The 21,874-nt window shown below is 63.2% G+C and carries 24 protein-coding genes; 9 read left to right on the top strand and 15 right to left on the bottom strand.

The features are described 5' to 3' along the window. Nucleotide 1: 1 nt before the first annotated feature. The 5 genes from NKI66_RS23045 to NKI66_RS23025 form a co-directional block, all read right to left on the bottom strand. Nucleotides 2-1,660: an FAD-binding dehydrogenase gene (locus tag NKI66_RS23045; RefSeq protein WP_352753087.1), complete on the bottom strand. Its 1,659-nt coding sequence runs from the start codon at nucleotides 1,658-1,660 to the stop codon at nucleotides 2-4. A gap of 39 nt (nucleotides 1,661-1,699) precedes the next feature. Beyond that, nucleotides 1,700-2,686: a Gfo/Idh/MocA family protein gene (locus tag NKI66_RS23040; RefSeq protein ID WP_352753085.1), complete on the bottom strand. Its 987-nt coding sequence runs from the start codon at nucleotides 2,684-2,686 to the stop codon at nucleotides 1,700-1,702. Nucleotides 2,687-2,755: 69 nt separating this feature from the next. Continuing rightward, nucleotides 2,756-3,331, bottom strand: coding sequence for a YceI family protein (locus NKI66_RS23035; RefSeq protein WP_352753083.1), 576 nt, complete (start codon nucleotides 3,329-3,331; stop codon nucleotides 2,756-2,758). A 68-nt stretch (nucleotides 3,332-3,399) separates the two neighbouring features. Further along, on the bottom strand, nucleotides 3,400-3,972 hold the full coding sequence (locus tag NKI66_RS23030; RefSeq protein WP_352753080.1) for a cytochrome b: 573 nt from the start codon (nucleotides 3,970-3,972) through the stop codon (nucleotides 3,400-3,402). Between the two features lie 58 nt (nucleotides 3,973-4,030). Then, the gene (locus tag NKI66_RS23025; RefSeq protein ID WP_352753078.1) at nucleotides 4,031-4,921 is read right to left on the bottom strand and encodes a LysR family transcriptional regulator; all 891 of its coding nucleotides are present in this window, start codon (nucleotides 4,919-4,921) and stop codon (nucleotides 4,031-4,033) included. A gap of 94 nt (nucleotides 4,922-5,015) precedes the next feature. Here NKI66_RS23025 and NKI66_RS23020 point away from each other — a divergent pair, with 94 nt between their 5' ends. Then, nucleotides 5,016-6,011 carry an aldo/keto reductase gene (locus tag NKI66_RS23020; RefSeq protein WP_128302736.1) on the top strand — a complete coding sequence of 332 codons (996 nt, stop codon included), beginning with the start codon at nucleotides 5,016-5,018 and terminating at the stop codon, nucleotides 6,009-6,011. 272 nt (nucleotides 6,012-6,283) lie between these two features. Here NKI66_RS23020 and NKI66_RS23015 read toward each other — a convergent pair whose 3' ends face one another. From NKI66_RS23015 to infC, 9 genes are all read right to left on the bottom strand, one after another. Beyond that, nucleotides 6,284-6,886: a nucleotidyltransferase family protein gene (locus tag NKI66_RS23015; protein ID WP_128302735.1), complete on the bottom strand. Its 603-nt coding sequence runs from the start codon at nucleotides 6,884-6,886 to the stop codon at nucleotides 6,284-6,286. Between the two features lie 38 nt (nucleotides 6,887-6,924). Further along, nucleotides 6,925-9,402, bottom strand: coding sequence for a phenylalanine--tRNA ligase subunit beta (gene pheT / locus NKI66_RS23010; protein ID WP_352753075.1), 2,478 nt, complete (start codon nucleotides 9,400-9,402; stop codon nucleotides 6,925-6,927). After that, nucleotides 9,399-9,821, bottom strand: a complete 423-nt coding sequence (locus NKI66_RS23005) for a GFA family protein (RefSeq protein ID WP_023810604.1) — start codon at nucleotides 9,819-9,821, stop codon at nucleotides 9,399-9,401. The genes pheT and NKI66_RS23005 overlap by 4 nt, the downstream gene beginning before the upstream one ends. Continuing rightward, nucleotides 9,818-10,915: a phenylalanine--tRNA ligase subunit alpha gene (pheS, locus tag NKI66_RS23000; protein WP_352554632.1), complete on the bottom strand. Its 1,098-nt coding sequence runs from the start codon at nucleotides 10,913-10,915 to the stop codon at nucleotides 9,818-9,820. The genes NKI66_RS23005 and pheS overlap by 4 nt, the downstream gene beginning before the upstream one ends. Before the next feature lie 141 nt (nucleotides 10,916-11,056). After that, a complete protein-coding gene (gene rplT / locus NKI66_RS22995; RefSeq protein WP_023672281.1) occupies nucleotides 11,057-11,458 on the bottom strand; it encodes a 50S ribosomal protein L20 in 402 nt (133 codons plus the stop codon). A 148-nt stretch (nucleotides 11,459-11,606) separates the two neighbouring features. Continuing rightward, entirely contained in the window at nucleotides 11,607-11,810 is a 204-nt protein-coding gene (rpmI, locus tag NKI66_RS22990) for a 50S ribosomal protein L35 (RefSeq protein ID WP_006201248.1), read from the bottom strand. Nucleotides 11,811-11,992: 182 nt separating this feature from the next. Then, a complete protein-coding gene (locus NKI66_RS22985; protein WP_023810606.1) occupies nucleotides 11,993-12,637 on the bottom strand; it encodes a methyltransferase family protein in 645 nt (214 codons plus the stop codon). A gap of 142 nt (nucleotides 12,638-12,779) precedes the next feature. Further along, on the bottom strand, nucleotides 12,780-13,406 hold the full coding sequence (locus NKI66_RS22980) for a methyltransferase family protein (RefSeq protein ID WP_023810607.1): 627 nt from the start codon (nucleotides 13,404-13,406) through the stop codon (nucleotides 12,780-12,782). 128 nt (nucleotides 13,407-13,534) lie between these two features. Next, entirely contained in the window at nucleotides 13,535-14,071 is a 537-nt protein-coding gene (gene infC, locus NKI66_RS22975) for a translation initiation factor IF-3 (protein WP_023810608.1), read from the bottom strand. 203 nt (nucleotides 14,072-14,274) lie between these two features. On the opposite strand from infC, the gene NKI66_RS22970 reads away from it, so the two are divergent. From NKI66_RS22970 to NKI66_RS22955, 4 genes are all read left to right on the top strand, one after another. Further along, the gene (locus NKI66_RS22970; protein WP_023810609.1) at nucleotides 14,275-15,045 is read left to right on the top strand and encodes an alpha/beta hydrolase; all 771 of its coding nucleotides are present in this window, start codon (nucleotides 14,275-14,277) and stop codon (nucleotides 15,043-15,045) included. Then, nucleotides 15,045-16,187 (top strand): benzoate/H(+) symporter BenE family transporter, encoded by a 1,143-nt coding sequence (locus tag NKI66_RS22965; protein WP_352753073.1) that lies wholly within the window; start codon nucleotides 15,045-15,047, stop codon nucleotides 16,185-16,187. The genes NKI66_RS22970 and NKI66_RS22965 overlap by 1 nt, the downstream gene beginning before the upstream one ends. Before the next feature lie 117 nt (nucleotides 16,188-16,304). Next, complete coding sequence (locus tag NKI66_RS22960) at nucleotides 16,305-16,787, top strand: DUF2852 domain-containing protein (RefSeq protein WP_023810611.1); 483 nt, start codon at nucleotides 16,305-16,307, stop codon at nucleotides 16,785-16,787. 195 nt (nucleotides 16,788-16,982) lie between these two features. Further along, complete coding sequence (locus NKI66_RS22955) at nucleotides 16,983-17,741, top strand: M48 family metallopeptidase (RefSeq protein WP_023810612.1); 759 nt, start codon at nucleotides 16,983-16,985, stop codon at nucleotides 17,739-17,741. A 5-nt stretch (nucleotides 17,742-17,746) separates the two neighbouring features. Here the strand turns inward: NKI66_RS22955 and NKI66_RS22950 are convergent, their stop codons facing one another. Then, complete coding sequence (locus tag NKI66_RS22950) at nucleotides 17,747-17,965, bottom strand: hypothetical protein (RefSeq protein ID WP_023810613.1); 219 nt, start codon at nucleotides 17,963-17,965, stop codon at nucleotides 17,747-17,749. Between the two features lie 110 nt (nucleotides 17,966-18,075). Between NKI66_RS22950 and NKI66_RS22945 the strand changes: the two genes are divergently transcribed. Genes NKI66_RS22945 through accD form a run of 4 tightly spaced genes read left to right on the top strand, consistent with a single transcriptional unit; the run spans nucleotide 18,076 to nucleotide 21,806 of the window. Further along, on the top strand, nucleotides 18,076-18,735 hold the full coding sequence (locus NKI66_RS22945; protein ID WP_023810614.1) for a phosphoribosylanthranilate isomerase: 660 nt from the start codon (nucleotides 18,076-18,078) through the stop codon (nucleotides 18,733-18,735). A 33-nt stretch (nucleotides 18,736-18,768) separates the two neighbouring features. After that, complete coding sequence (gene trpB / locus NKI66_RS22940; RefSeq protein WP_023810615.1) at nucleotides 18,769-19,989, top strand: tryptophan synthase subunit beta; 1,221 nt, start codon at nucleotides 18,769-18,771, stop codon at nucleotides 19,987-19,989. A gap of 2 nt (nucleotides 19,990-19,991) precedes the next feature. Continuing rightward, entirely contained in the window at nucleotides 19,992-20,831 is an 840-nt protein-coding gene (trpA, locus tag NKI66_RS22935; protein WP_023810616.1) for a tryptophan synthase subunit alpha, read from the top strand. A 48-nt stretch (nucleotides 20,832-20,879) separates the two neighbouring features. Continuing rightward, nucleotides 20,880-21,806, top strand: coding sequence for an acetyl-CoA carboxylase, carboxyltransferase subunit beta (gene accD, locus NKI66_RS22930; protein WP_023810617.1), 927 nt, complete (start codon nucleotides 20,880-20,882; stop codon nucleotides 21,804-21,806). The last annotated feature ends 68 nt before the right edge of the window (nucleotides 21,807-21,874 follow it).

Below are 21,874 nucleotides of genomic sequence, written 5' to 3'. Positions count from 1 at the left end.
CTTATTGCATGGCCGCCGCCGCCGCCCGGCCGGCGCCGCGGCCGGAAAAGATGCAGCCGCCGAGGAAGGTACCCTCAAGCGCCGCATAGCCATGCACGCCGCCGCCGCCGAAACCGGCGGCTTCGCCGACCGCATAGAGCCCGGCGACCGGTTGGCCGTCGGCACCCAGCACGCGGCTGTCGAGATCGGTCTGCAGGCCGCCCAGCGTCTTGCGGGTCAGGATGTTGAGCCGCACCGCAATCAGCGGGCCATTTGCCGGATCGAGCATCTTGTGCGGCTTGGCCGTGCGGATCAGGCGGTCGCCGAGATAGGCACGGGCGCCGCGCAAAGCGGTGATCTGCATGTCCTTGGAGAACGGATTGTCGAGCTGCCGGTCGCGGGCGCGGATTTCGCGCTCGACCTGGGCCACCTCAAGAAGCGGCTCACCGCCGGCAAGCGCGTTCATGCGCGCGACCAGCGCCGGCAAATCAGCCTCGACGATGAAATCCTCGCCCTTCTCCATGAACGCCTTGACCGGACCCGGAATGCCAGATGTGGCGCGGCCGAGTACCTGGCGCCAGCTCTTGCCGGTCAAATCGGGGTTCTGCTCAGAGCCCGACAGCGCGAACTCCTTCTGGATGATCTTTTTGGTCAGGATGAACCAGGAATAGTCAAAGCCTGTGCTCATGATGTGGGAGAGCGTGCCCAGCGTGTCGAAACCGGGATAGAGCGGCACCGGCAAGCGCTTGCCGCGCGCATCGAGCCACAGCGATGACGGGCCGGGCAGGATGCGTATCGCATGGTCGGTCCAGATCGGCGCCCAGTTCTTGATGCCCTCGACATAGTGCCACATGCGGTCGCGGTTGACGATCGAGGCGCCGGCCCGTTCGGTGATCGCCAGCATGCGGCCGTCGACATGGTCGGGCACACCGGTGATCATGCGCTTGGGCGCCGTGCCAAGCCGCTTGGGCCAATTCTCCCGCACCAGTTGATGGTTGGCGCCGATGCCGCCGGAGGCGACGATCACCGCTTGGGCGTGAAGCTCGAAATCACCTGATATTTCGCGCGAACTCTTGTGGCCGCGCTCGACAGCACTGGGCTGCAGGATGTCGCCACGCACACCGGTCACAACAGCACCCGTCCGCGTCAGTTCATTGACCCGATGACGGAACTTGAAGCTTATCAATCCGCGTTTTTGCGCCTCGCGCACGCGCTGCACGAACGGTTCGAGAACGCCGGGGCCGGTGCCCCAGGTGATGTGGAAGCGCGGCACCGAATTGCCGTGGCCGATGGCATTGCCGCCGCCGCGCTCGGCCCAGCCGACCACGGGGAAGAATTTCAGGCCGCGCTGCATCAGCCAGGAGCGTTTTTCGCCGGCGGCAAAGCCGACATAGGCTTCCGCCCATTTGCGCGGCCAGAAATCCTCGGGCCGATCGAAAGCCGCGGTGCCCAGCCAGTCTTCCAGCGCCAGGTCATGCGAATCGCGGATGCGCATGCGCCGCTGCTCGGGCGAATCGACGAGGAAAAGGCCGCCGAACGACCAGAACGCCTGGCCGCCGAGCGACTGCTCCGGCTCCTGGTCGACGATGATGATTCTCTTGCCGGCCTCGGCAAGCTCGGCGGCGGCAACCAGCCCGGCAAGGCCAGCGCCGACAATGATCACGTCCGCATCGTCAGCCATCTTTCCTCCCAGAATTAGCCGGTTACTTTATTGCCGGGGTCAGACGGTCTCCCAGCCGTCCGTGCCGCCGGCGCGGAAGATGGCATCGATGACTTTCTGGTTGAGCACAGATTCCTCCAGCGTGAAGACGCGCTCCTTGCCGCCCTGTGCCGCACGCGCGAAGGTCTCGACCTCCAGCCGGTACTGCTGCGTGCCGGGAAAGCGGAACACCTGCGCCTCGGAGTGGTTCTGGTTGTGCAGTTCGACGCGGTGGTGGTCGTAGAGCCCGGCATTGAAAGGCGAGAACAACTCGATGAAACCCTTCTCACCGTGGAACACCATGACCTGGCGCGCCGCCATCTGCGTCGACAGGTAGAAGGACAGTTCGAAGTCACCGAAATCGGCGCGGATCGAGGAGTACATGTCGGTGCCGAATTTCTGGTCGCGCTCGATCGTCGCCTGCACGCGCAGCGGCTCCTTGCCGGTCGAAAAGCGCGTCGACACGGTCGGGTAGACGCCGATGTCGGGCAGCGCGCCGCCGCCGAGGTCGAGTTGGTTGCGCATGTTGTCGGGGTCGACATTGTAGTAGGAGAAGGCGCCCTGCACATGGCGCAGCCGGCCGATGGCGCCGCTGGCGATCAGGTCGCGTACCTTGATCCATTGCGGGTGGTAGATGACCATGAAGGCCTCGCAGACCAGCACCTTTTTCTGGTCTCGCAGCTTGATCAGCGGAAGAATGTCGTTGGCGTCGAGCGCCAGCGGCTTTTCGACCAGCACGTGCTTGCCGGCTTCGATGGCCTTTGCCGCCCACTCGACATGCTGCGAGGTCGGCAGCGGGATGTAGACGCCGTCTACTTCTTTCGAGGCGAGCAGTTCCTCATAGGAGCCGAAGGCATGCCGCGCACCGAAGCGGTCGGCCAGCGCCTTGGCCTTCGACAGGTCGCGGCTGGCGATCGCCGACAGCACGCCGTTCTCCGCCTCGACCATGGCCGGCAACAAATGCTCGCGGCCGATCTTGGCCGTCGACAACACACCCCATCGGAACATCAGGCTTCTCCATCACGATTACAGGCAACGAGGTTTGCCCGAAATTGCCGGAAAAGCCAATGACGAGGGTCAGCCCCTTTTGCCGGTCAGCGTCATGTCGAAGTCGACGATGTTGGAATAGATCGGCGTGCCGACATCCATGCCGTAGCGTGACCTCAACACCTTGCCGGTGACATGGAATTTTATGGTGCCAGCCTTGAGACCGCCAAACTCGGCCGTGAATTTTTCCGGGAACGTCTTGCCGCGCGCCGTCAGCCTACCGGAGACCAGGGCCGTGGTGTCGCTGGTTCGGGTCACACTGGTCGAGCGGAACTGGATTTCCGGGCTGTTGGCGGCATCGAACACCGCGTCGGAGCGCAGGAAGGCATCGATACGGCCCTGGCCGGTGCCGACGCTTTCGGGAAAGATGGTGAAATTGACCTGCGAGCGCCCGACATCGCTGTTGTCGATGCGGATCGACCCCTTGAAGCGGGCAAAGGCGCCATTGAGGCCGCCGCCGCCGACCTTGTCGATGGAGAAGCGGATGCTGGAGCTGGCCGGGCTGATCGAATAGCTGCCGGCGGCGTCACCAAGCGCGACGGCCGCTGAAACAGGCATGGCAAGGCAAGCGGCGACCGCCGCAAATCCGAGGATGCGCGTGTACATGGGATGTTCCTTGTTGGAGGCAGCGCATTTCTTGCGCCCTCACTCCATGAACGAATGAACCGCTCGCTCTATTCCGGATCTGACGAAGGCGTGATCATGCGCATGAGCACGCCATCCCTGAGCTGGAAATGATGCCGCAGTGCCGCCGCGACGTGGAGCGCGACCAGAGCCATGCCGGCATAGGCGAGATACCAGTGCGCCGCCGCCCAGAAGCTTTCGGCACCATCCGATTCGGCCAGCGGCAGGTTCGGCATGATGAACAGGTTGAACGGCAGGCTGGGAATCTCCAGCATCGAGACCGACACCAGCGCCCAGCCGGACAAGGGCAAGGCAAGCTGGAACGCGTAGAGCGCAAAATGGGCCAACGGTGCCGCCCGACGCTCCAGAGTCCCGACCGAGCGCGGCAGCGGCGGCCATACATTGCCAAGGCGCCAGGCGATGCGCAGGACGATCAGGCCGAGCAGCAGAAAGCCGAAGGATTTGTGCAGCTGGATCAGTTCGAAGGCGGTGCGCTGGCTGGTCAGCCGCACCATGACGAAGCCGAGTCCGAACTGGCCGATGAAGATGAGCGCAATCAGCCAGTGGAGAATGATCGCGCCCCAGCCGTAGCTGTTCGTGCTGTTGGTGATCGATGCTTGCATCGTTGGTGAACGACCGCGATGCCGGTTTTCTTCCACCAGGGGGAGGGGCGAGCCCGCTCTATCCACTCACCTTGAAGAAATCGACAAACGCCCGGAGCGCTGGCCGCATCTGACGGCGGCTCGGATAATAGACAAAGAAGCCGTCGAAGGGCGGGCACCAGTCCTCCAGCACGCGGATCAGCCTGCCGTCGGCGAGCGGGGCGCGGACATAATCCTCAAAGACGAAGGCGAGCCCGGCGCCGTCGACCGCCGCCTGCGCGATCAGATGGTCCTCATCGAGGATCAGCGGTCCCTCCACCGCCATCTCGATCGTCTCGCGGCCTTTCTCGAATTCCCAGCGGTAGAGGATGCCGCTGGAGAAGCGGAAGCGGATGCAGCGGTGGCCGGCTAGGTCGCGCGGGTGGAGCGGCTTGGGGCTCACCTCGAAATAGACCGGGGCGCCGACCACCGCGCCGCGAAGGTCCGGCCCGATGCGCACCGCGATCATGTCGCGCTGCAGGCTCTCGCCTAGCCTGACGCCAGCATCGAAGCCGCCTTCCACCACGTCGGTGAAGCGGTCCTCGATGACGATCTCCAGCACGATGTCGGGATAGGCCGACGCAAAGGCGCCCAGCCGTGGCGTCAGCGCCAAATGGGCCGCCGTGCGCGGCACGGTCAGCCGCAGATTGCCGGCCGGCCGGTCGCGCGCTTCGATTGCCGTCTCCAGCGCCAGGTCGATCTCCGACAGCGCCGGCCGCAGCCGCTCCAGCAACTGCGCACCTTCTTCGGTCGGCGCGACGCTGCGCGTGCTGCGCGCCAGCAGCCTAACGCCAAGCCGCGCCTCCAGGCTGGACACCGCATGGCTGACCGCCGACGGCGCGATGGCTAGCTCCTTGGCTGCGCCGCGAAAGCTGCCGCATTGGGCGACGGTTGCCAGCACGGCCAATTGGGAAAGATGTGCGCGATTCATTGATCTATCTTTTAGGACAGCCTGTACAAATGAAAGCCGATTATCGAACACACGGCAAGGCGCTATTTCCCGCATCGCAACAAGGAGACGCGTTATGCAAACCCGCAAGCTAGGAACTGAATTGAACGTCTACCCCGTCGGCCTCGGCTGCATGGGCATGAGCTTCGCCTATGGCGGCCAAGCGGAAGCCGATGCGATCGCCACGCTGCACCGCGCAGTCGACATCGGCGTCAATTTCTTCGACACGGCGGAAGTCTATGGCCCTTACGAGAACGAGATCCTGCTCGGCAAGGCGCTGAAGTCGGTGCGTGACAAGGTGACGATCGCGACAAAATTCGGCTTCAAGATTTTGGAGGAAGGCACAGGCCTCGACCGCATGGCGGGCGTCGACAGCCGCCCCGAGCACGTCAAGGCGGTCGCCGAGGCCTCGCTGAAACGGCTGGGCACCGATGTGATCGACCTCTACTATCAGCACCGTGTCGACCCCAACGTGCCGATCGAGGATACGGTCGGCGCCATGGCCGAACTGGTGCGCGAGGGCAAGGTGCGCGCGCTTGGCCTGTCCGAGGCGAGTGCCGCGACCATCCGCCGGGCCCATGCCGTTCATCCGATATCGGCCGTGCAGAGCGAGTATTCGCTGTGGAGCCGCGACCCGGAAGACGAGGTGTTCGCCGTCTGCCGCGAGCTGGGCATCGGCTTCGTTCCCTACAGTCCGCTCGGCCGTGGCCTGCTGACCGGCACGATCGGCAAGCCCGAGGCCTTGAGCGACGACGACTGGCGCCGGACCTTGCCGCGCTTCCAAGCCGAGGCGATGGAAGCCAATGCCGCCGTCATCGCCACGTTGGAAAAGCTGGCTGTTGAAAAGGCCGTGACCTCGGCGCAGCTGGCGCTGGCCTGGGTGCTGCATCAGGGCGATTTCATCGTGCCGATCCCCGGTGCAAGAAGGATCCGCCATCTCGAGCAGAATGCGGCAGCGGCCGGGATCGCGCTGAGCGCGGTCGAGGTGCAGGCGATTGGCGATGCGCTGTCGCCCGACAAGGTGGTCGGTAGGCGCTATGCGCAGAAGGAGTTGGCGCTGGTGAATGGGTGAAAGCTGGTGAGTAAGCGGAAGAGGGTGCTTCGGCGCCCCTTTTCATGCGCGATGGTGCAGAAGGTTGCGTGACGTTGGCGCGAGGCACCCCCCTCTGTCCTGCCGGACATCTCCCCCGCAAGGGGGGAGATCGGATGTCACGCCGGCTTTCGCCAATCACCAACGTTGCAAGAAGGGTGCCGCCGATGAAGTTGCCAATCTCCCTCCTTGCGGGGGAGATGGCCGGCAGGCCAGAGGGGGGGGGTGCCTCGCGCCAACATTCCGGCAACTCCCTACCAAGGCACGACAGTGGTCTCCGGCCAATACTCCTGGGCGCGTCTGCCCTTCACCTCATGCGTGCGCTGATTGTCCATCACCCGGTTCGGTGTGATGCGGAACGAAAAAATATCGTCAAGACCAAATGGAGCCACGATCTCGAGCTGCCCATCCGCATCGTATCGCACACCCACCGCATGGGTCTTCGACGCAAAATAGCTGACGGATTCGCTGGCGCTCGTATAGCGCGGGCACGGCTGTCCGAACTTCTGCGGATACCAAAGATGCACCCGCGCCTGGTTGCGCACCTCGACCGGCAGCGGCAGTCCTTCGAAATGCTTCTCCGCCCGGCGGATCACCGCATCCTCCGCCTCGTAGGATAGATCGGCGTCATCGAAATAAAACAGGTCGACATCCTTGATGCCGTAACCCGGGGGCTTGCCGGTCAGGTGGTTCCAGACACTGTTGTAGAGCGCGCCGGACACCACCAGCCAGTCCGGCAGGTCGAGCGTGCGAGCCCGCGCCAGCGCGTCGCGTAACAGCGGGTCGGCAAGCACGATGGCGAGAAACGCCGCGCGCTGTTCTTCGAAAGGAAGTCCGGAATAGCGCAGATGGTCCATCGCCCTTTGGAGGGCGATTCGCCATCTGCTCGCAAGTCTTAGCCGCGCAGAACGCCGCCCGTCTGCTTGCCGACATTCTCGATGATGCGCTTGGCCAGCGCCTCGAAATCCTCGTCGGTCAGCGTCTTTTCGACCGGCTGGATCGACACTTCGATGGCGATCGACTTCTTGCCCTCGCCGAGCGACGCGCCTTCGAAGATGTCGAAGACCGAGACGGCGGTGATGAGCTTCTTGTCGGCGGCGAGCGCTGCGCGCACCAGCGTGCCGGCCTCGACCGACTTGTCGACGACGAAAGCGAAGTCGCGCTTGACCGCCTGGAAGGGGGACAGTTCCAGTTTCGGCTTGGTTTTCGTCGGCTTGGCCTTCGGTTCGGGCACCGCATCGACGAACACCTCGAAGCCGCACAGCGGCCCGGAAACATCGAGCCCCTCCAGCGTCTTCGGGTGGAATTCGCCAAAGGTGCCGAGCACGGTTTTCGGGCCGAGCTTGATGGTGCCGGAACGGCCGGGATGGTACCAGGCTGGACCGCCGGCCTCGATCTGCAGCCGCTCGACCGGCGCACCGCAGGCTTCGAGCGCGGCGATTGCGTCGGCCTTGGCGTCGAACACGCCGACCGCACCCGAATTGCCGGCCCAGTTGCGGCCGGAGCCGTCGAGCTTGGCGGTGCCGCGACGCACACCGGCGGCGACGCGCCGCTGTTGGTCGGCGCCGTCGCCCTCATAGGTGCCCGACACTTCGAACAGCGCCACGTCGCCAATACCCTTGTCGGCATTGCGCTGTGCAGCGGCGATCAGCCCGGGCAGCAGCGACGGCCGCATGTCGGACATGTCGGCGGCGATCGGGTTGGCGAGCTTCAGCGCGGTCTGGCCACCGCCGAACAGCTCGGCATGCTTGGCCGGAATGAACGACCAGGTGACGGCTTCCATCATGCCGCGCACGGCAAGCGCGCGCTTGGCGGTGCGGGTACGGACCTGCAGCGTGGTGAGTATCCTGGCGTTGACCGCGTCATGCGCACCGAGCGGCTGCGGCGCGATGTTGTCGACGCCGTGGATGCGCATGACTTCCTCGACCAGATCTGCCTTGCCATCGACGTCGGGGCGCCAGGACGGCACGGCGACGTCGAAGACGCCCGATATCTTTTCTTGAGACGAGAAATCTCGTGTGCCGGGCGGCGGAGCAACATAGTTGGCATGGGGTCGATAGGTTGGCTCTGCACTGAAACCCAGGCGCTCAAGGATAGATAGGCTCTCATCCTCGTCGACCTCGATGCCGGTCAGCCGCTTCACTTCCGCCAGCGGGAAGGAAACGATCTTCGGCTGATAGTCGGCATAACCGACGACTTCCATTTCGGTCGGCGTGCCGCCGCAGAAATCGAGCACCAGTTTCGTTGCCAACTCGACGCCGGGAACCATGAATTCGGGGTCCACGCCGCGCTCGAAGCGGTAGCGCGCGTCGGTGATGATGCCGAGCGTGCGGCCGGTGCGCGCCGTGGTGATCGGATCCCAAAGGGCGGATTCGATCAGCACGTCGGTCGTGTTCTCGTCGCAGCCCGAATGCTCGCCGCCCATGATGCCGGCGATGGACTCGACGCCATTGTCATCAGCGATGACACACATTTCCGGCGTCAGCGTGTATTCGCGGCCGTCGAGCGCCTGCACCTTTTCACCATCGCGCGCGCGGCGCACGACGAGATTGCCGGCAACCTTGCTGGCGTCGAACACATGCAGCGGGCGTCCGCGGTCGAAGGTGACGTAGTTGGTGATGTCGACCAGCGCGCTGATGGGTCTCAGGCCAATGGCGATCAGCCGCTGCTGCAGCCATTTTGGCGACGGCCCATTCTTGACGCCCTTGACCAGGTTGAGCGCGAAGCCGGGGCAAAGCTCCGGCGCTTCGATCGTCACCTTGACCGGACACATGCCATTGCCGACATGCGGCATGATGGCGCCGCCAACGAGGCGGCCAAGCCCGCTCGCCGCCAGATCCCTGGCGATGCCATAGACGCTGGTGGCATCCGGCCGGTTCGGCGTCAAATTGATCTCGATGACCGGATCGTCGATATGCGCATAGGCGGCGAAGCTGGTGCCGACCGGCGCATCCTCGGGCAGGTCGATGATGCCGTTGTGTTCGTCTGACAGTTCCAGCTCGCGCTCGGAACACATCATGCCGTGGCTTTCGACCCCCCTGATCTTGCCGACCGCCAGCGTCACGTCGATGCCGGGCACATAGGTGCCGGGCGCGGCAAAGGCGCCGATCAGGCCAGCGCGGGCGTTTGGCGCGCCGCAGACGACCTGCACGGGTGGCTTGCCGTCGCCCGTATCGACGGTCAGCACGCGCAGCCGGTCGGCATCGGGATGCTGGACCGCCGTCAGCACCCTGGCGATGACGAAGGGCTTCAGGCTTGACTTGTCGTCGACATGCTCGACTTCGAGACCGATCGAGGTCAGCCGCTCGACGATCTCGTCGAGCGTAGCGTCGGTCTCTAGGTGGTCCTTGAGCCAGGAGAGGGTGAATTTCATGGGGCTGTTCCGTCTGGTCTTTTGACGCTTGATTTCAGATGTCTCGGCAGGTCGTCGGACATATGCAGGTAGGGCAGCTGCTCGCCGACATAGGCATGCAGCGTGGGTTCAAAATCGGCTGGCATGTCCATGGCGCCGAGCATGAAGTAGATGTCGTCTTCCAGCCGCTCGTCGACATAGGCGATGGGTGAGCCGCAAGTGCCGCAGAACGAGCGCGTCACCGGGCCGTTCTCGAACATCTTCAGCGCCTTGCCGGTGAACGCGACCTGACCGGCCGGGAAGCCGACAAAGGCCGATACAGGCGCGCCGCTGGCCCGCCGGCAATCGCCGCAATGGCAATAGCTGACGTGGTGCGGTTCGGCCGATGCCTCGAACCGCACGGCGCCGCAGCGACAGCCGCCGGCGTAGGGCGCTGTCATGCGCTCAGGCCCCCAAACAGCGTCGGCATGTCGAGCGGCCTGAACCCGTAATGCGACAGCCAGCGCACGTCGGCATCGAAGAAGGCGCGCAGGTCCGGCATGCCGTATTTCAGCATGGCGATGCGGTCGATGCCCATGCCCCAGGCAAAGCCCTGATATTCGTCCGGATCGAGCCCGCCATGGCGCAGCACGTTGGGATGGACCATGCCGCAGCCGAGGATCTCCATCCAGTCGGAGCCTTCGCCGAAGCGCACTTCGCCCGGCCGCGAGCGGTCGCACTGGATGTCGACCTCGAGGCTCGGCTCGGTGAACGGGAAGAAGGACGGCCGGAAGCGCATCTTGACCTGCGGCACCTCGAAGAAGGCCTTGCAGAACTCCTCCAGCACCCACTTCATGTTGGCGACGTTGGCCGTCTTGTCGATCACCAGCCCCTCGACCTGATGGAACATCGGCGAGTGAGTGGCGTCCGAATCCTGGCGGTAAGTCTTGCCCGGAATGACGATGCGGATCGGCGGCTTCTTCGTCTCCATGGTGCGGATCTGCACCGGCGAAGTGTGCGTGCGCAAAAGCTTGCGCTCGCCCTTCTCGTCCGGCTGGAAGAAGAAGGTGTCGTGCATCTCGCGCGCCGGATGGCCTTCGGGGAAATTCAGCGCAGTGAAATTGTAGTAATCGGTCTCGATATCGGGACCTTCCGCGATGGAAAACCCGAGGTCGCCGAAGATCGCCGCGATCTCATCGATGACCTGGCTGATCGGGTGGATACGGCCGCGCTCGGCCGGCGACTGCCGCACCGGCAGCGTCACATCGACCCTTTCGGCGGCGAGGCGGGCGGTGATCGCCACATCTTTCAACTCGGCCTTGCGCACCGTCAGCGCATCTGTGACGCGGTTCTTGAGCCCGTTGATTGCGGGGCCTTTGACCTGACGCTCCTCAGCGGTCATGGCGCCAAGGGTCTTCAGCATCTCGGACACGGCGCCCTTCTTGCCGAAAGCAGCGATGCGCACGGCCTCGATGGCCGGCTCATCGGCGGCCGAGGCGATTTCGGCCAGAAGTGAGTTTTCAAGCGTATCCAGGCCAGTGGTTGCGTCGTTCACGGTCAAACTCGCTACGTTGGAAATCAGCTCAAAGTGAAAGTCACTTTTAAGTTGAAAGTTCAGGCAAAAGAAAAACCCGCGCCAGCCGTGCCAGCGCGGGTTCCCCAAATCAGAATTGCGAATGCTTGGGAAGCGCTGGTCTTAGGCGACAGCGCTTTCAAAAGCGTTCGGCGTGGTGTTCTTCAGATATTCGAGCGCCACCTTGGCCTTGGCGACCAGGGCTGCGAAAGCCTGCGGCTCATGGATGGCCATGTCCGACAGGATCTTGCGGTCGATCTCGATGCCCGACTTGTTGAGGCCGTCGATGAAGCGGCCATAGGTCAGGCCATGCTCGTGCGTCGCGGCGTTGATGCGCTGGATCCACAGCGCGCGGAACGAGCGCTTGCGGTTCTTGCGGTCGCGATACGCGTACTGCATCGACTTTTCCACCGCCTGCTTGGCGATGCGGATGGTGTTCTTGCGGCGGCCGTAGAAGCCTTTGGCGGCTTTCAGGACCTTCTTGTGCTTGGCGTGCGAAGTGACGCCTCTTTTTACGCGTGCCATGTCATGATCTCCTTAAAAGCAATTCCAGGAAAAGTGCCTTGCGGTTTTCCGTTCGGAATTGCGTAAAACAAATGCGTGTCCGGACCGAATGATCTTATTTTGGCGAATGATGTTTTCCAAAAAGTCTGCAACTTTTTGGCATCATTCCCTAGAGACCGTTCGGCAGAAAATTCTTGATGACCTTCTTGCCATCCGGTTCAGCCAGAACCATCGTGCCGCGGGCATTTCGAATGAACTTGTTGGAACGCTTGATCATGCCGTGACGCTTGCCGGCCGCAGCCGACAGGACTTTACCCGTACCTGTGATCTTGAACCGCTTCTTGGCGGCCGATTTGGTCTTCATCTTGGGCATTTTGCTACTCCGTATTGTTGGCGCACTATCGCGCTTCTTGTTCGCTTCGGGCCGACCAAAGCCCGAAAAGCAAATGAAACCGCCACGGCATGCCCTGCCGGGCGGTTTTCTTGAACGGCGGTGCTATACGTCAAAGACGGCCCGCGTGCAACACCTGTGGAGATGCGGCGCTGTGTCCTTGGTCAGGGCAGCGTGAACCAGACCGGCAACATGCCTGACAGCTGGGCTCCGTCTATCAGCTCGAAGGCCGGCAGGGCGACGAGGAAGACCAGGCCGTCGAGCAGCGTGGTCAGCAACAGGCGGGGCTTGAAGCTGCCCGTATCGCCCTCCTGGTAGAGCGACAGCTTCGGGAAGAAGCGCGGCACCTTCTCCAGATAGGCCTGGTACGGCGCGCCGAGCGCTTCCTTGAGGAACTTCTCTTCGCGCAGGATGACGATGTGGAAGGCACCCGCGCACAGCAGCGCAAAGAGGATGATGCCGGAGAACGAGCCGATCTGGGCGCCGACGCCCGCCGCGGCCACGGTCGAGAACACATAAAGTGGGTTGCGGGTGATCGAATAAGGCCCGCCGGTCACCACCTCGGAAGATTTGCGCCCGCCTATGTAGAGCGTCGCCCAAAGGCGCCCGACGATGCCGAGGAAAATCAGCAGCACGCCGAACATTTCGATCGACTCATGCACCCAGGTTTCAGGCGGAAACGTCGATTGGCCGAACAGCAGTGCCAGAAACAGCACCACCACCAGCACCGCAAGCACCATGCGGCGCATATGCTGGTAGTTGCCCAGCCCGTGTGCCTCGACGGGCGCAGACTTGATTTCATTGACCATGGCGGAATCCGATCGTCGAAAAACTTGCCGGCGATCGCAGCTTCTGGCCAAGAAAACAGGGCCCCGCCGATCGTTGGGACGGCTTGCAGGATAATTCAGGCGGATTTAATGCATGTCGCCTCTTTTGACTGCCTACCGCAGCTCAATACAGCCAGAAGAGGACGGGAATTACACCGCTTTCCTGTCCGGACTCGATGAGTTCGAAAAACGGTATGGAAACCAGAAACATCAAGCCGTCGCGCAGCGTGTGATTGAAGATGCGCGGTGTGAAGGTGACCTCGGCCTGATCGCGATAAAGCCGGGGATTGGGAAAAAAACGCGGCACCCGTGCAACGTAGTCCTTGTACGGCGCCCCGAGCACGGTCGTCAAATGCCGTTCCTCGCGCAGCGTGACGATGTGGAACGCGGCCGCGCACAAAACCGCCGACGCTACCGCGACGATCGCGCTGCCGGTCTGGGTGCCGATGCCGACGGCCGCTACGGTGGAGAAAAAATACAGCGGGTTGCGCATCACCGAATATGGGCCGGTTGCAACCACTTCGGCCGACTTGCGGCCGCCGATATAGAGGATCGACCAGAGCCGGCCGCCGATTCCGATCAGTATCAGGGCGATCCCGTGCGCCTCTATGCGTTCGTGGGTCAGTTCATCGTGCGGGGAGCCGCCGAAGATCAGCAAAGCGCAAAAAGCGCCGATTAGCAGCGCCAGCAGGACGCGCCGGCGCCGCTGATAGCGACCCATTTCACTTGTAGAACGTGCCGCAGCGGTCATGGGAGAATCCTTTCGCCGCGAGGACCGGCAACCAGAATCCTTGTCGAAGCAACTTGCGGAGAAATCATGGCGGAGGCAAAACAAAACAAAAGCCGCCGAAGCGGCCTTTGCTTTTGACGGGGATCGCTCTAGCGCGGCGACAGCACCATCATCATCTGGCGGCCTTCGAGCTTCGGTTCCGCTTCGACCTTGGCAATCGTCGCCACTTCCTCGCGGACCTTGTTCAGAAGCTGCATGCCGAGTTCCATATGCGCCATCTCGCGGCCACGGAAGCGCAGCGTCAGCTTGACCTTGTCGCCTTCCTCGAAGAAGCGGCGAACCGCCTTCATCTTGGTCTCGTAGTCATGGCTGTCGATGTTCGGGCGCATCTTGATCTCCTTGATCTCGATGACCTTCTGGTTCTTGCGCGCCTCGGCCGCCTTCTTCTGGTTGGCGTATTTCAACTTGCCGAGATCGAGGATCTTGACGACGGGGGGCACCGCATTGGGCGATATCTCGACGAGATCGAGCCCAGCCTCTTCGGCGAGCAGCAACGCATCGTTGATGGAAATATCGCCGCGGTTCTGGCCATCGGCGTCGATAAGCTGGACCCGGGGAACCCGGATGTCACGGTTGGAGCGCGGGCCATCCTTGGTCGGCGCCGCTGCTTTGAAAGGTCTGCGAATGGTCGTGGTCTCCTTGGCCGTTTCGTTCAGGTTCGTCAGTGTTGATGCGTGGACGCGCAATGTGGTGAGCGCGCGGGCGGAGTCAATAGCACAGCATTGACAGAAAATCACCCTGATCGCTGCTCTGCACCAAACAAACAACATCGTGAGCACTTTTCGCCACGCCACCGGCTGTGTCACAAGACCCGCGTTGAGGAAAAGCCATGACTGCTACGCCCCCAATCTTTCTGGATGTAGATGGATCGCGCATCGCGGTGCGCCATACTGCTGGCTCTGCGCCAGGCATCGTCTGGCTCGGCGGCTACAAGTCGGACATGCTGGGCACGAAGGCGCAGACGCTGACGGACTGGGCGGCGAAAGAAGGCCGCGCCTTCCTGCGCCACGATTATTCTGGCCATGGCGAATCCGGCGGCGCCTTTGCCGACGGCACGATTTCGACATGGCTTGCGCAGAGCCTTGCCGTGTTCCGGCATTTCACCCGGGGCAGCCAGATCCTGGTCGGCTCCTCGATGGGCGCCTGGATCGCGCTGCGCATGGTGCAGGAATTGCGCAAGGCAGGCGATAGCAACGTCGCCGGCATGGTGCTGCTGGCGCCAGCCCCGGATTTCACCGCCGACCTGGTCGAACCGGTGCTGACCAAGGCGCAGAAGCGCGATCTCGCCAAAAAAGGTTTCTTCGAAGAGCCGTCGGACTATTCCACGGAACCCTACATCTACACCCGCGCCCTGATCGAGGACGGGCGCTACAACCGGGTTATGACAGGCCCGATCGACACCCATTGCCCGGTGCACATCCTGCAGGGCCTGGCCGATGCGGACGTGCCTGCAAGCCACGCACTGAAGCTGGTCAGCTTGCTGCCCGCCGACGACGTGACACTGTCATTGATCCCCGACGGCGACCATCGCTTGTCGCGACCCCAAGATCTCGACATGCTGGTGCGGGCCGTCGATGCGATGGCGCAGAGGGGAAACTGATGCGCCTTTCCATCCCGATATCCGCCTTCGTCGCGGCGATCGTCGGCTTCGGCGGCACGCTGGCCATCGTCATCGCAGCCGCCACCGCAGTCGGTGCGACGCAGATCGAGACGGCAAGTTGGGTGACGACGATCTGCCTGGCCATGGCGATCGAGAGCCTGTGGCTGTCATGGCGCACGAAAATGCCTGTCATCACCGCCTGGTCGACGCCGGGCCTGGCGCTGATCGCGGCATCGAGCGGCTTTTCGATGAGCGAGGCCGTCGCCGCCTTCATCGTCACCGGCGTCCTTCTGATCGCCACAGGGCTGTTTCGGCCCCTGACCAAGCTGATCTCGAGGATACCGCCCTCCGTCGCCTCGGGCATGCTGGCCGGCATCGTCGTCACCTTCGCGCTCAATGCGGTGAAGACCATTCCGATCGACCCGTGGCTGATCCTGCCGCTGATCGCCGTCTTCTTCGTTATCAGGCTGTTCAACCCGGCGCTGTCGGTGCTGGCGGTTCTGATCGGCGGTGGCCTCGCCGCTTTCCTCACCGGCCGTGTCGGTGGCCTGCCGACACCGGAACTGTCGACGCTGACGCTGATTGCGCCTGACTTCACCACCAAGGCGGTGATTGGCCTGGCACTGCCGCTCTACCTCGTCACCATGGCGTCGCAAAACCTGTCCGGCCTCGCCGTGCTGCGCGCCGCCGGCTATCACCCGGAGCCCGGCCCGCTGATCGGTGTCACGGGCCTGTTTTCGCTGCTGTCGGCGCCGTTCGTCGGCTCGACGACCAATCTGGCGGCGATCTCGGCGGCGATCTGCACCGGGCCGGACGTCCACCCCGATCCCGCCGAGCGCTGGAAGACCGGGCCGTTTTATGCGCTCGCCTATCTCATCTTTGCTATTTTCGGCGCTTCGCTGGTGGCGATCTTCGCGGTGCTGCCGCAGAGCCTGATCGTGCTGGTGGCAGGCCTGGCGCTGATGGCGTCGCTCGCCAACGCGCTGTCTATCGCGCTGAAGGAAGAGGCGGATCGCATGGCCGCCACCGTCACCTTTGTCGTCACCGCGTCGGGCCTGACGCTGTTCGGCGTTGGCGCCGCATTCTGGGGCCTGATTGCCGGGTTGGTCGTGCTTTCCCTCGATATGATCAAAAAGCGGTAATCATTTCAGATGCTTGTCCGGATTTGGCGGACATTGTCTTGAATCGCCGTTTTTCTCTTCCCATTTCGATTCCACGCAGCCGGGTTTGGCTGTCTCCAACCGAAGGAATGGGAGAAAATGAACACATCCGCATTGATCCGTCCGGCCTGGACGCCCGCAACCATCGCGTTGATGGTTGTGGGTTTCATGGTGTTCTGGCCACTCGGCTTCGCCATGCTCGCCTACATCATCTGGGGCGACCGCCTCGATGGCTTCAAGCGTGACGTCAACCGCGCGACCGACGGCATCTTCGCCGGATGCCGCCGCGGTTCCGACAAGGCCGCGCGCTGGGGCAATGGCTCCGCCCGCACCGGCAACGTCGCTTTCGACGACTGGCGCGAAAAGGAACTGGAGCGCCTGAACGAAGAGCGTCGCAAGCTCGACGAGATGCTGACCCAGTTCGACGAGTATGCCCGCGAATTGCGCCGCGCCAAGGATCAGGACGAGTTCGACCGGTTCATGGCCAACCGCAACAAGTCGACGGCTCCGACGAAGACCGATCCGGGCGCCGGAACGACGACCACCAAGCGTGGCAAGGGTTCGAACCTGCTTGACGACTGAGGCCCGACGCATAACCCCGAAAACCGGAACCGGTTTTCGGGTCATGCGCCAACTTAAAGTGCTACAGCGTCCTTTGCGCGTCCCAGAGGACGCGCGGCGCTGTAGGACAGGCCAAGGTATGACGACGGCGTCGCGCGAGCGGCGCCGTTTCTTTTTTGTTCTAGTCGTTTTTCTCGAATCGCGTATCGTCCCGCCATGACTCTCGGCTTCTTTCGCAATCTGACAAAGCCCAAGCCCACGCCTGTCGTGGAACGCGAATATTGCATCGCCGGCCGCACGCTGCCGCTCAAGATCGTCGAGAGCGCCAGGGCGCGCCGAATGACGCTGCGCATCGATTCAGGCGGCCAGGGTCTGCGCATCACCGTGCCGCCAGGCCTGCGCCGCGGCGAGGTAGACAGGTTCCTCGAGCGGCACCAGGACTGGCTGGAGCAGCGACTGGCCAAGGTGCCGACGCGGCCGCAGGTGCGGCCCGGCATCAGGATCCCGGTGCGTGGCGTGGCGCACCGCATCGTCCATGAGCCATCAAAGCGCGGGACCGTGACGGTGTCGAGCGATGAGCGCGGCCCGCTGCTGATCGTGCACGGCGATCGCATACACCTACCGCGCCGCATCGCCGACTTCCTCAAGCGCGAGGCCAAGAAGGACATCGAGAAGCTGGTGCTCAAGCACACCCAGGCGTTAGGCAAACGCGCCAAGGCCGTCCGCTTCAAGGACACGTCGAGCCGCTGGGGCTCCTGCACCTCCGAAGGCAATCTGTCCTTCTCCTGGCGCATCATGATGGCGCCGTCGCCGGTCATCAACTATCTCGTCGCGCATGAAGTGGCGCATCTCAAGGAGATGAACCATGGTCCGAAATTCTGGAAATTGTGCGAAAAGCTCTGCCCCGACACCGATCGCTGCAAGGACTGGCTGAAGCGCAATGGCGGTGCGCTGCAGGCGATCATGTTCGAGTAGATCGCTCAGTCGTCGTTTGCGGCGTTCAAGTCCTCAGGCCGCAACCCCTCATCGCCATGATGCGGCCACGGCAGGAAATTGCCGTCGAATTCATCGCCGCCGAAATAGTCGAGCGCCCGGTGCGCTTCGGCGCCGTTGAAGGCAGCCTTGTCGATCAGGTGCGCGATGACCTCGCGCGCCTGCGCGACCTTCTGCCTGAGTTCGGCAATTGTCCTGTCGGTCATGATCGTGCTCCCGCCGTGTCCTGTTCATCCATAGGTAGCGCCTTTGGCCGTGTCGGCAAACAGCATGCTTTTTCTCGACTCTTTTCGCTTTTCATGCCAATTCCCGCGCCATGGCACTCGACATCAAGATCTGCGGCTTGAAGACCGACGGGGCAATGGCCGCGGCGCTGGCCGGCGGCGCCAGCCATGTCGGGTTTATCTTCTTCGCCAAAAGCCCGCGCTATGTCGAACCTGCCGAGGCTGGCCGTCTGCGCGAGACTGCGCGCGGCAAGGCGATGGCGGTTGCCGTCACCGTAGATACCAGCGACGCCTTCCTTGATGAAATCGTTGCCAAAATGCAGCCTGACATGCTGCAGCTGCATGGTGCGGAAACGCCCGATCGCGTCGCCGAGGTCAAAGCCCGCTATGGCCTGCCGGTGATGAAGGCGCTGCCGCTCAGCGAGGCCGCCGATCTCGAACGGATAAAGCCGTTCATCGGCATAGCCGACCGGTTCCTGTTCGACGCCAAGCCGCCGAAAGGCTCGCAACTGCCGGGCGGCAACGGCGTGGCCTTCGACTGGCACATCCTCGCCGGCCTTGACGGCAGCGTCGATTACATGCTTTCCGGTGGGCTCAACGCCGCCAATATCGGCGATGCCCTTCGGCTTGCCGACCCGCCCGGAATAGACATTTCCTCAGGCGTGGAAAGCGCGCCGGGCATCAAGGATCCGGCGCTGATCGAACAGTTTTTCCGGGCCGTCAGGGCCGCGCGGAACACCCGCGCAGCCTGAGCGTGCTGTAAACGACAAGCCAGGAGATCGGCGATGAACAAGCCGGCGACACCCAATTCCTTCCGCACCGGACCCGACGAACAGGGCATGTTCGGCATTTTCGGCGGTCGTTTCGTTGCCGAAACGTTGATGCCGCTGATCCTCGATCTGGAGCGGCACTGGAACGAGGTCAAGAACGATGCGGATTTCAGGGCCGAGCTGACTGACCTGTCGACCCACTATGCCGGACGGCCGTCGAAGCTTTATTTCGCCGAAGGCCTCACGAAGCATCTCGGCGGCGCAAAGGTCTATTTCAAGCGCGAGGATCTGAACCATACCGGTTCGCACAAGATCAACAATTGCCTCGGCCAGATCCTGCTGGCCAAGCGCATGGGCAAGAAGCGCATCATCGCCGAGACCGGCGCCGGCCAGCACGGCGTGGCGTCGGCCACGGTCGCGGCCCGCTTCGGCTTTCCCTGCGTCGTCTATATGGGCGCCACCGACGTCGCCCGGCAAAGCCCCAATGTCTTCCGCATGAAGCTGCTCGGCGCCGAAGTGCGGCCGGTGACCGCCGGTCACGGCACGCTGAAGGACGCCATGAACGAGGCGTTGCGCGACTGGGTGACCAATGTCGAGGACACCTATTACTTGATCGGCACCGCTGCGGGCCCGCATCCCTATCCGGAGCTGGTGCGCGATTTCCAGTCGGTGATCGGCATCGAGGCGCGGGCGCAGATCCTCGAACAGGAGGGCCGGCTGCCGGACACGATCATCGCCGCTGTCGGCGGCGGCTCCAACGCCATCGGCCTGTTCCATCCGTTCCTCGACGACAAGGATGTCCGCATCATCGGCATCGAAGCCGGCGGGCGCGGTCTCGACGGCATCGAGCATTGCGCGTCGATGAATGCCGGCGCGCCCGGCGTGCTGCACGGCAACCGTACCTATCTCCTGCAGAACTCTGACGGCCAGATCATGGATGGCCATTCGATCTCGGCCGGCCTCGATTACCCTGGTGTCGGCCCGGAGCACTCGTGGCTGCGTGATTCAGGCCGCGTCGAATATGTGCCGATCCTCGACGACGAAGCGCTGGAGGCCTTCAAGCTGACGACGCGCGTCGAAGGCATCATCCCGGCGCTGGAATCCGCGCATGCCATTGCGCATGCGGTGAAGATCGTGCCCGCCATGGACAAGGACCAGATCGTCATCGTCAACCTGTCCGGCCGTGGCGACAAGGACGTGCACACGGTGGCTTCGATGCTGGGCATGGAGATCTGATCATGGTGACCCGCATCGACCGCCGCATGGCGAAGCTGAAGACCGAGGGCCGCCCGGCGCTCGTCACCTATTTCATGGGCGGCGACCCCGACTACGACACCTCTTTGTCGATCATGAAGGCACTGCCCAAGGCTGGCGCCGACATCATCGAGCTCGGCATGCCGTTCTCCGATCCGATGGCCGACGGCCCGGCGATCCAGGCAGCGGGCCTGCGGGCGCTGAAGGGCGGCCAGACGCTGGTCAAGACGCTGAAGATGGCGTCCGACTTCCGTGCTGGCGACAATGAGACGCCCATCGTGCTGATGGGCTATTACAATCCGATCTACATCTATGGCGTCGACCGCTTCCTCAAGGACGCGATCGCCAGCGGCATCGACGGGCTGATCGTCGTTGACCTGCCGCCCGAGATGGACGAGGAACTGTGCATTCCGGCGCTCAAGGCCGGCATCAACTTCATCCGGCTGGCGACGCCGACCACCGACGACAAGCGCCTGCCGAAAGTGCTGCAGAACACGTCGGGCTTCGTCTATTACGTCTCGATGACCGGCATCACCGGCTCGGCGCTGGCTGACACCGGCAAGGTGGCGGCGGCGGTCAAGCGCATCAAGGGCCACACCGACCTGCCGGTCTGCGTCGGCTTCGGCGTCAAGACCGCCGAGCAGGCCCGGGTGATCGGCGCCAATGCCGACGGCGTCGTCGTCGGCACCGCGATCGTCAATGCGGTGGCCAATGTGCTGGGACCGAAGGGCGAAAAGACCGCCGATCCGGCCGAAGCCGTCGCCACGCTGGTCAGCGGCCTTGCGCAAGGTGTGCGCTCGGCCCGCCTTGCTGCTGCCGAATAGTTTCCCTACGTCTTTAGCCAAATCTTCGTCAGGACAGGAGCCGAAGCGATGAACTGGATCACCAATTACGTTCGCCCGAAGATCAATTCGATGCTCGGCCGGCGCACCGACATGCCCGAGAATCTCTGGATCAAGGATCCGGAGACCGGCGAGATGGTGTTCCACAAGGACCTGGAATCCAACCAGTTCGTCATTCCCTCGTCCGGCCATCATATGAAGATTTCGGCCAAGGAGCGGCTGAGATTCTTCTTCGATGGCGGCAAATACGAGACCCTGGACAACCCCAAGGTGATGCAGGATCCGCTGAAATTCCGCGACGAGAAGCGCTATGTCGACCGGTTGAAGGACGCCAAGGCCAAGACCGGCCTTGAGGACGCGATCATCAATGCGCTGGGCACCGTCGAGGGTCTGCCGGTGGTGGTCACGGTGCAGGACTTCGCCTTCATGGGCGGCTCGCTCGGCATGGCTGCCGGCGACGCCATCGTGCATGGCTTCGAAGTGGCCCTGCAGCGCAAGCGGCCGCTGATCCTGTTCGCCGCTTCCGGCGGCGCCCGCATGCAGGAAGGTATTTTGTCCCTGATGCAATTGCCGCGGACAACGATCGGTGTCGACCGGCTGAAGGAAGCCGGCCTGCCCTATATCGTCGTTTTGACCAACCCGACCACGGGCGGCGTGACCGCCTCCTACGCCATGCTGGGCGACGTGCACATTGCCGAGCCCGGCGCGCTGATCGGCTTTGCCGGACCGCGCGTCATCGAACAGACGATCCGCGAGAAATTGCCCGACGGCTTCCAGCGCTCCGAATATCTGATGGAGCACGGCATGGTCGACATGGTGGTGTCGCGGCTGGAGCTGCGCGAAACCATATCGCGGCTGCTCAAGATGCTGCTCAAGCTGCCGGAGGAGCAAAAGCCGCTGGAGCCGGAAATCCTGCCGCCGGCGGCGGTCGCCGCGGAAGCTCGGCCGCAAGCCTGAAGCGACACGAGGCGCCGCGACCGCGATTGCACGAGGGCTTCGGCGCGCTGTAGCTTTTGATTGCCATG

Origin of the sequence: Mesorhizobium sp. M0518 (assembly GCF_040321125.1) — a bacterium.
Classification (GTDB): Bacteria; Pseudomonadota; Alphaproteobacteria; order Rhizobiales; family Rhizobiaceae; genus Mesorhizobium.
This window is presented reverse-complemented; position numbering and strand designations above follow the sequence as displayed.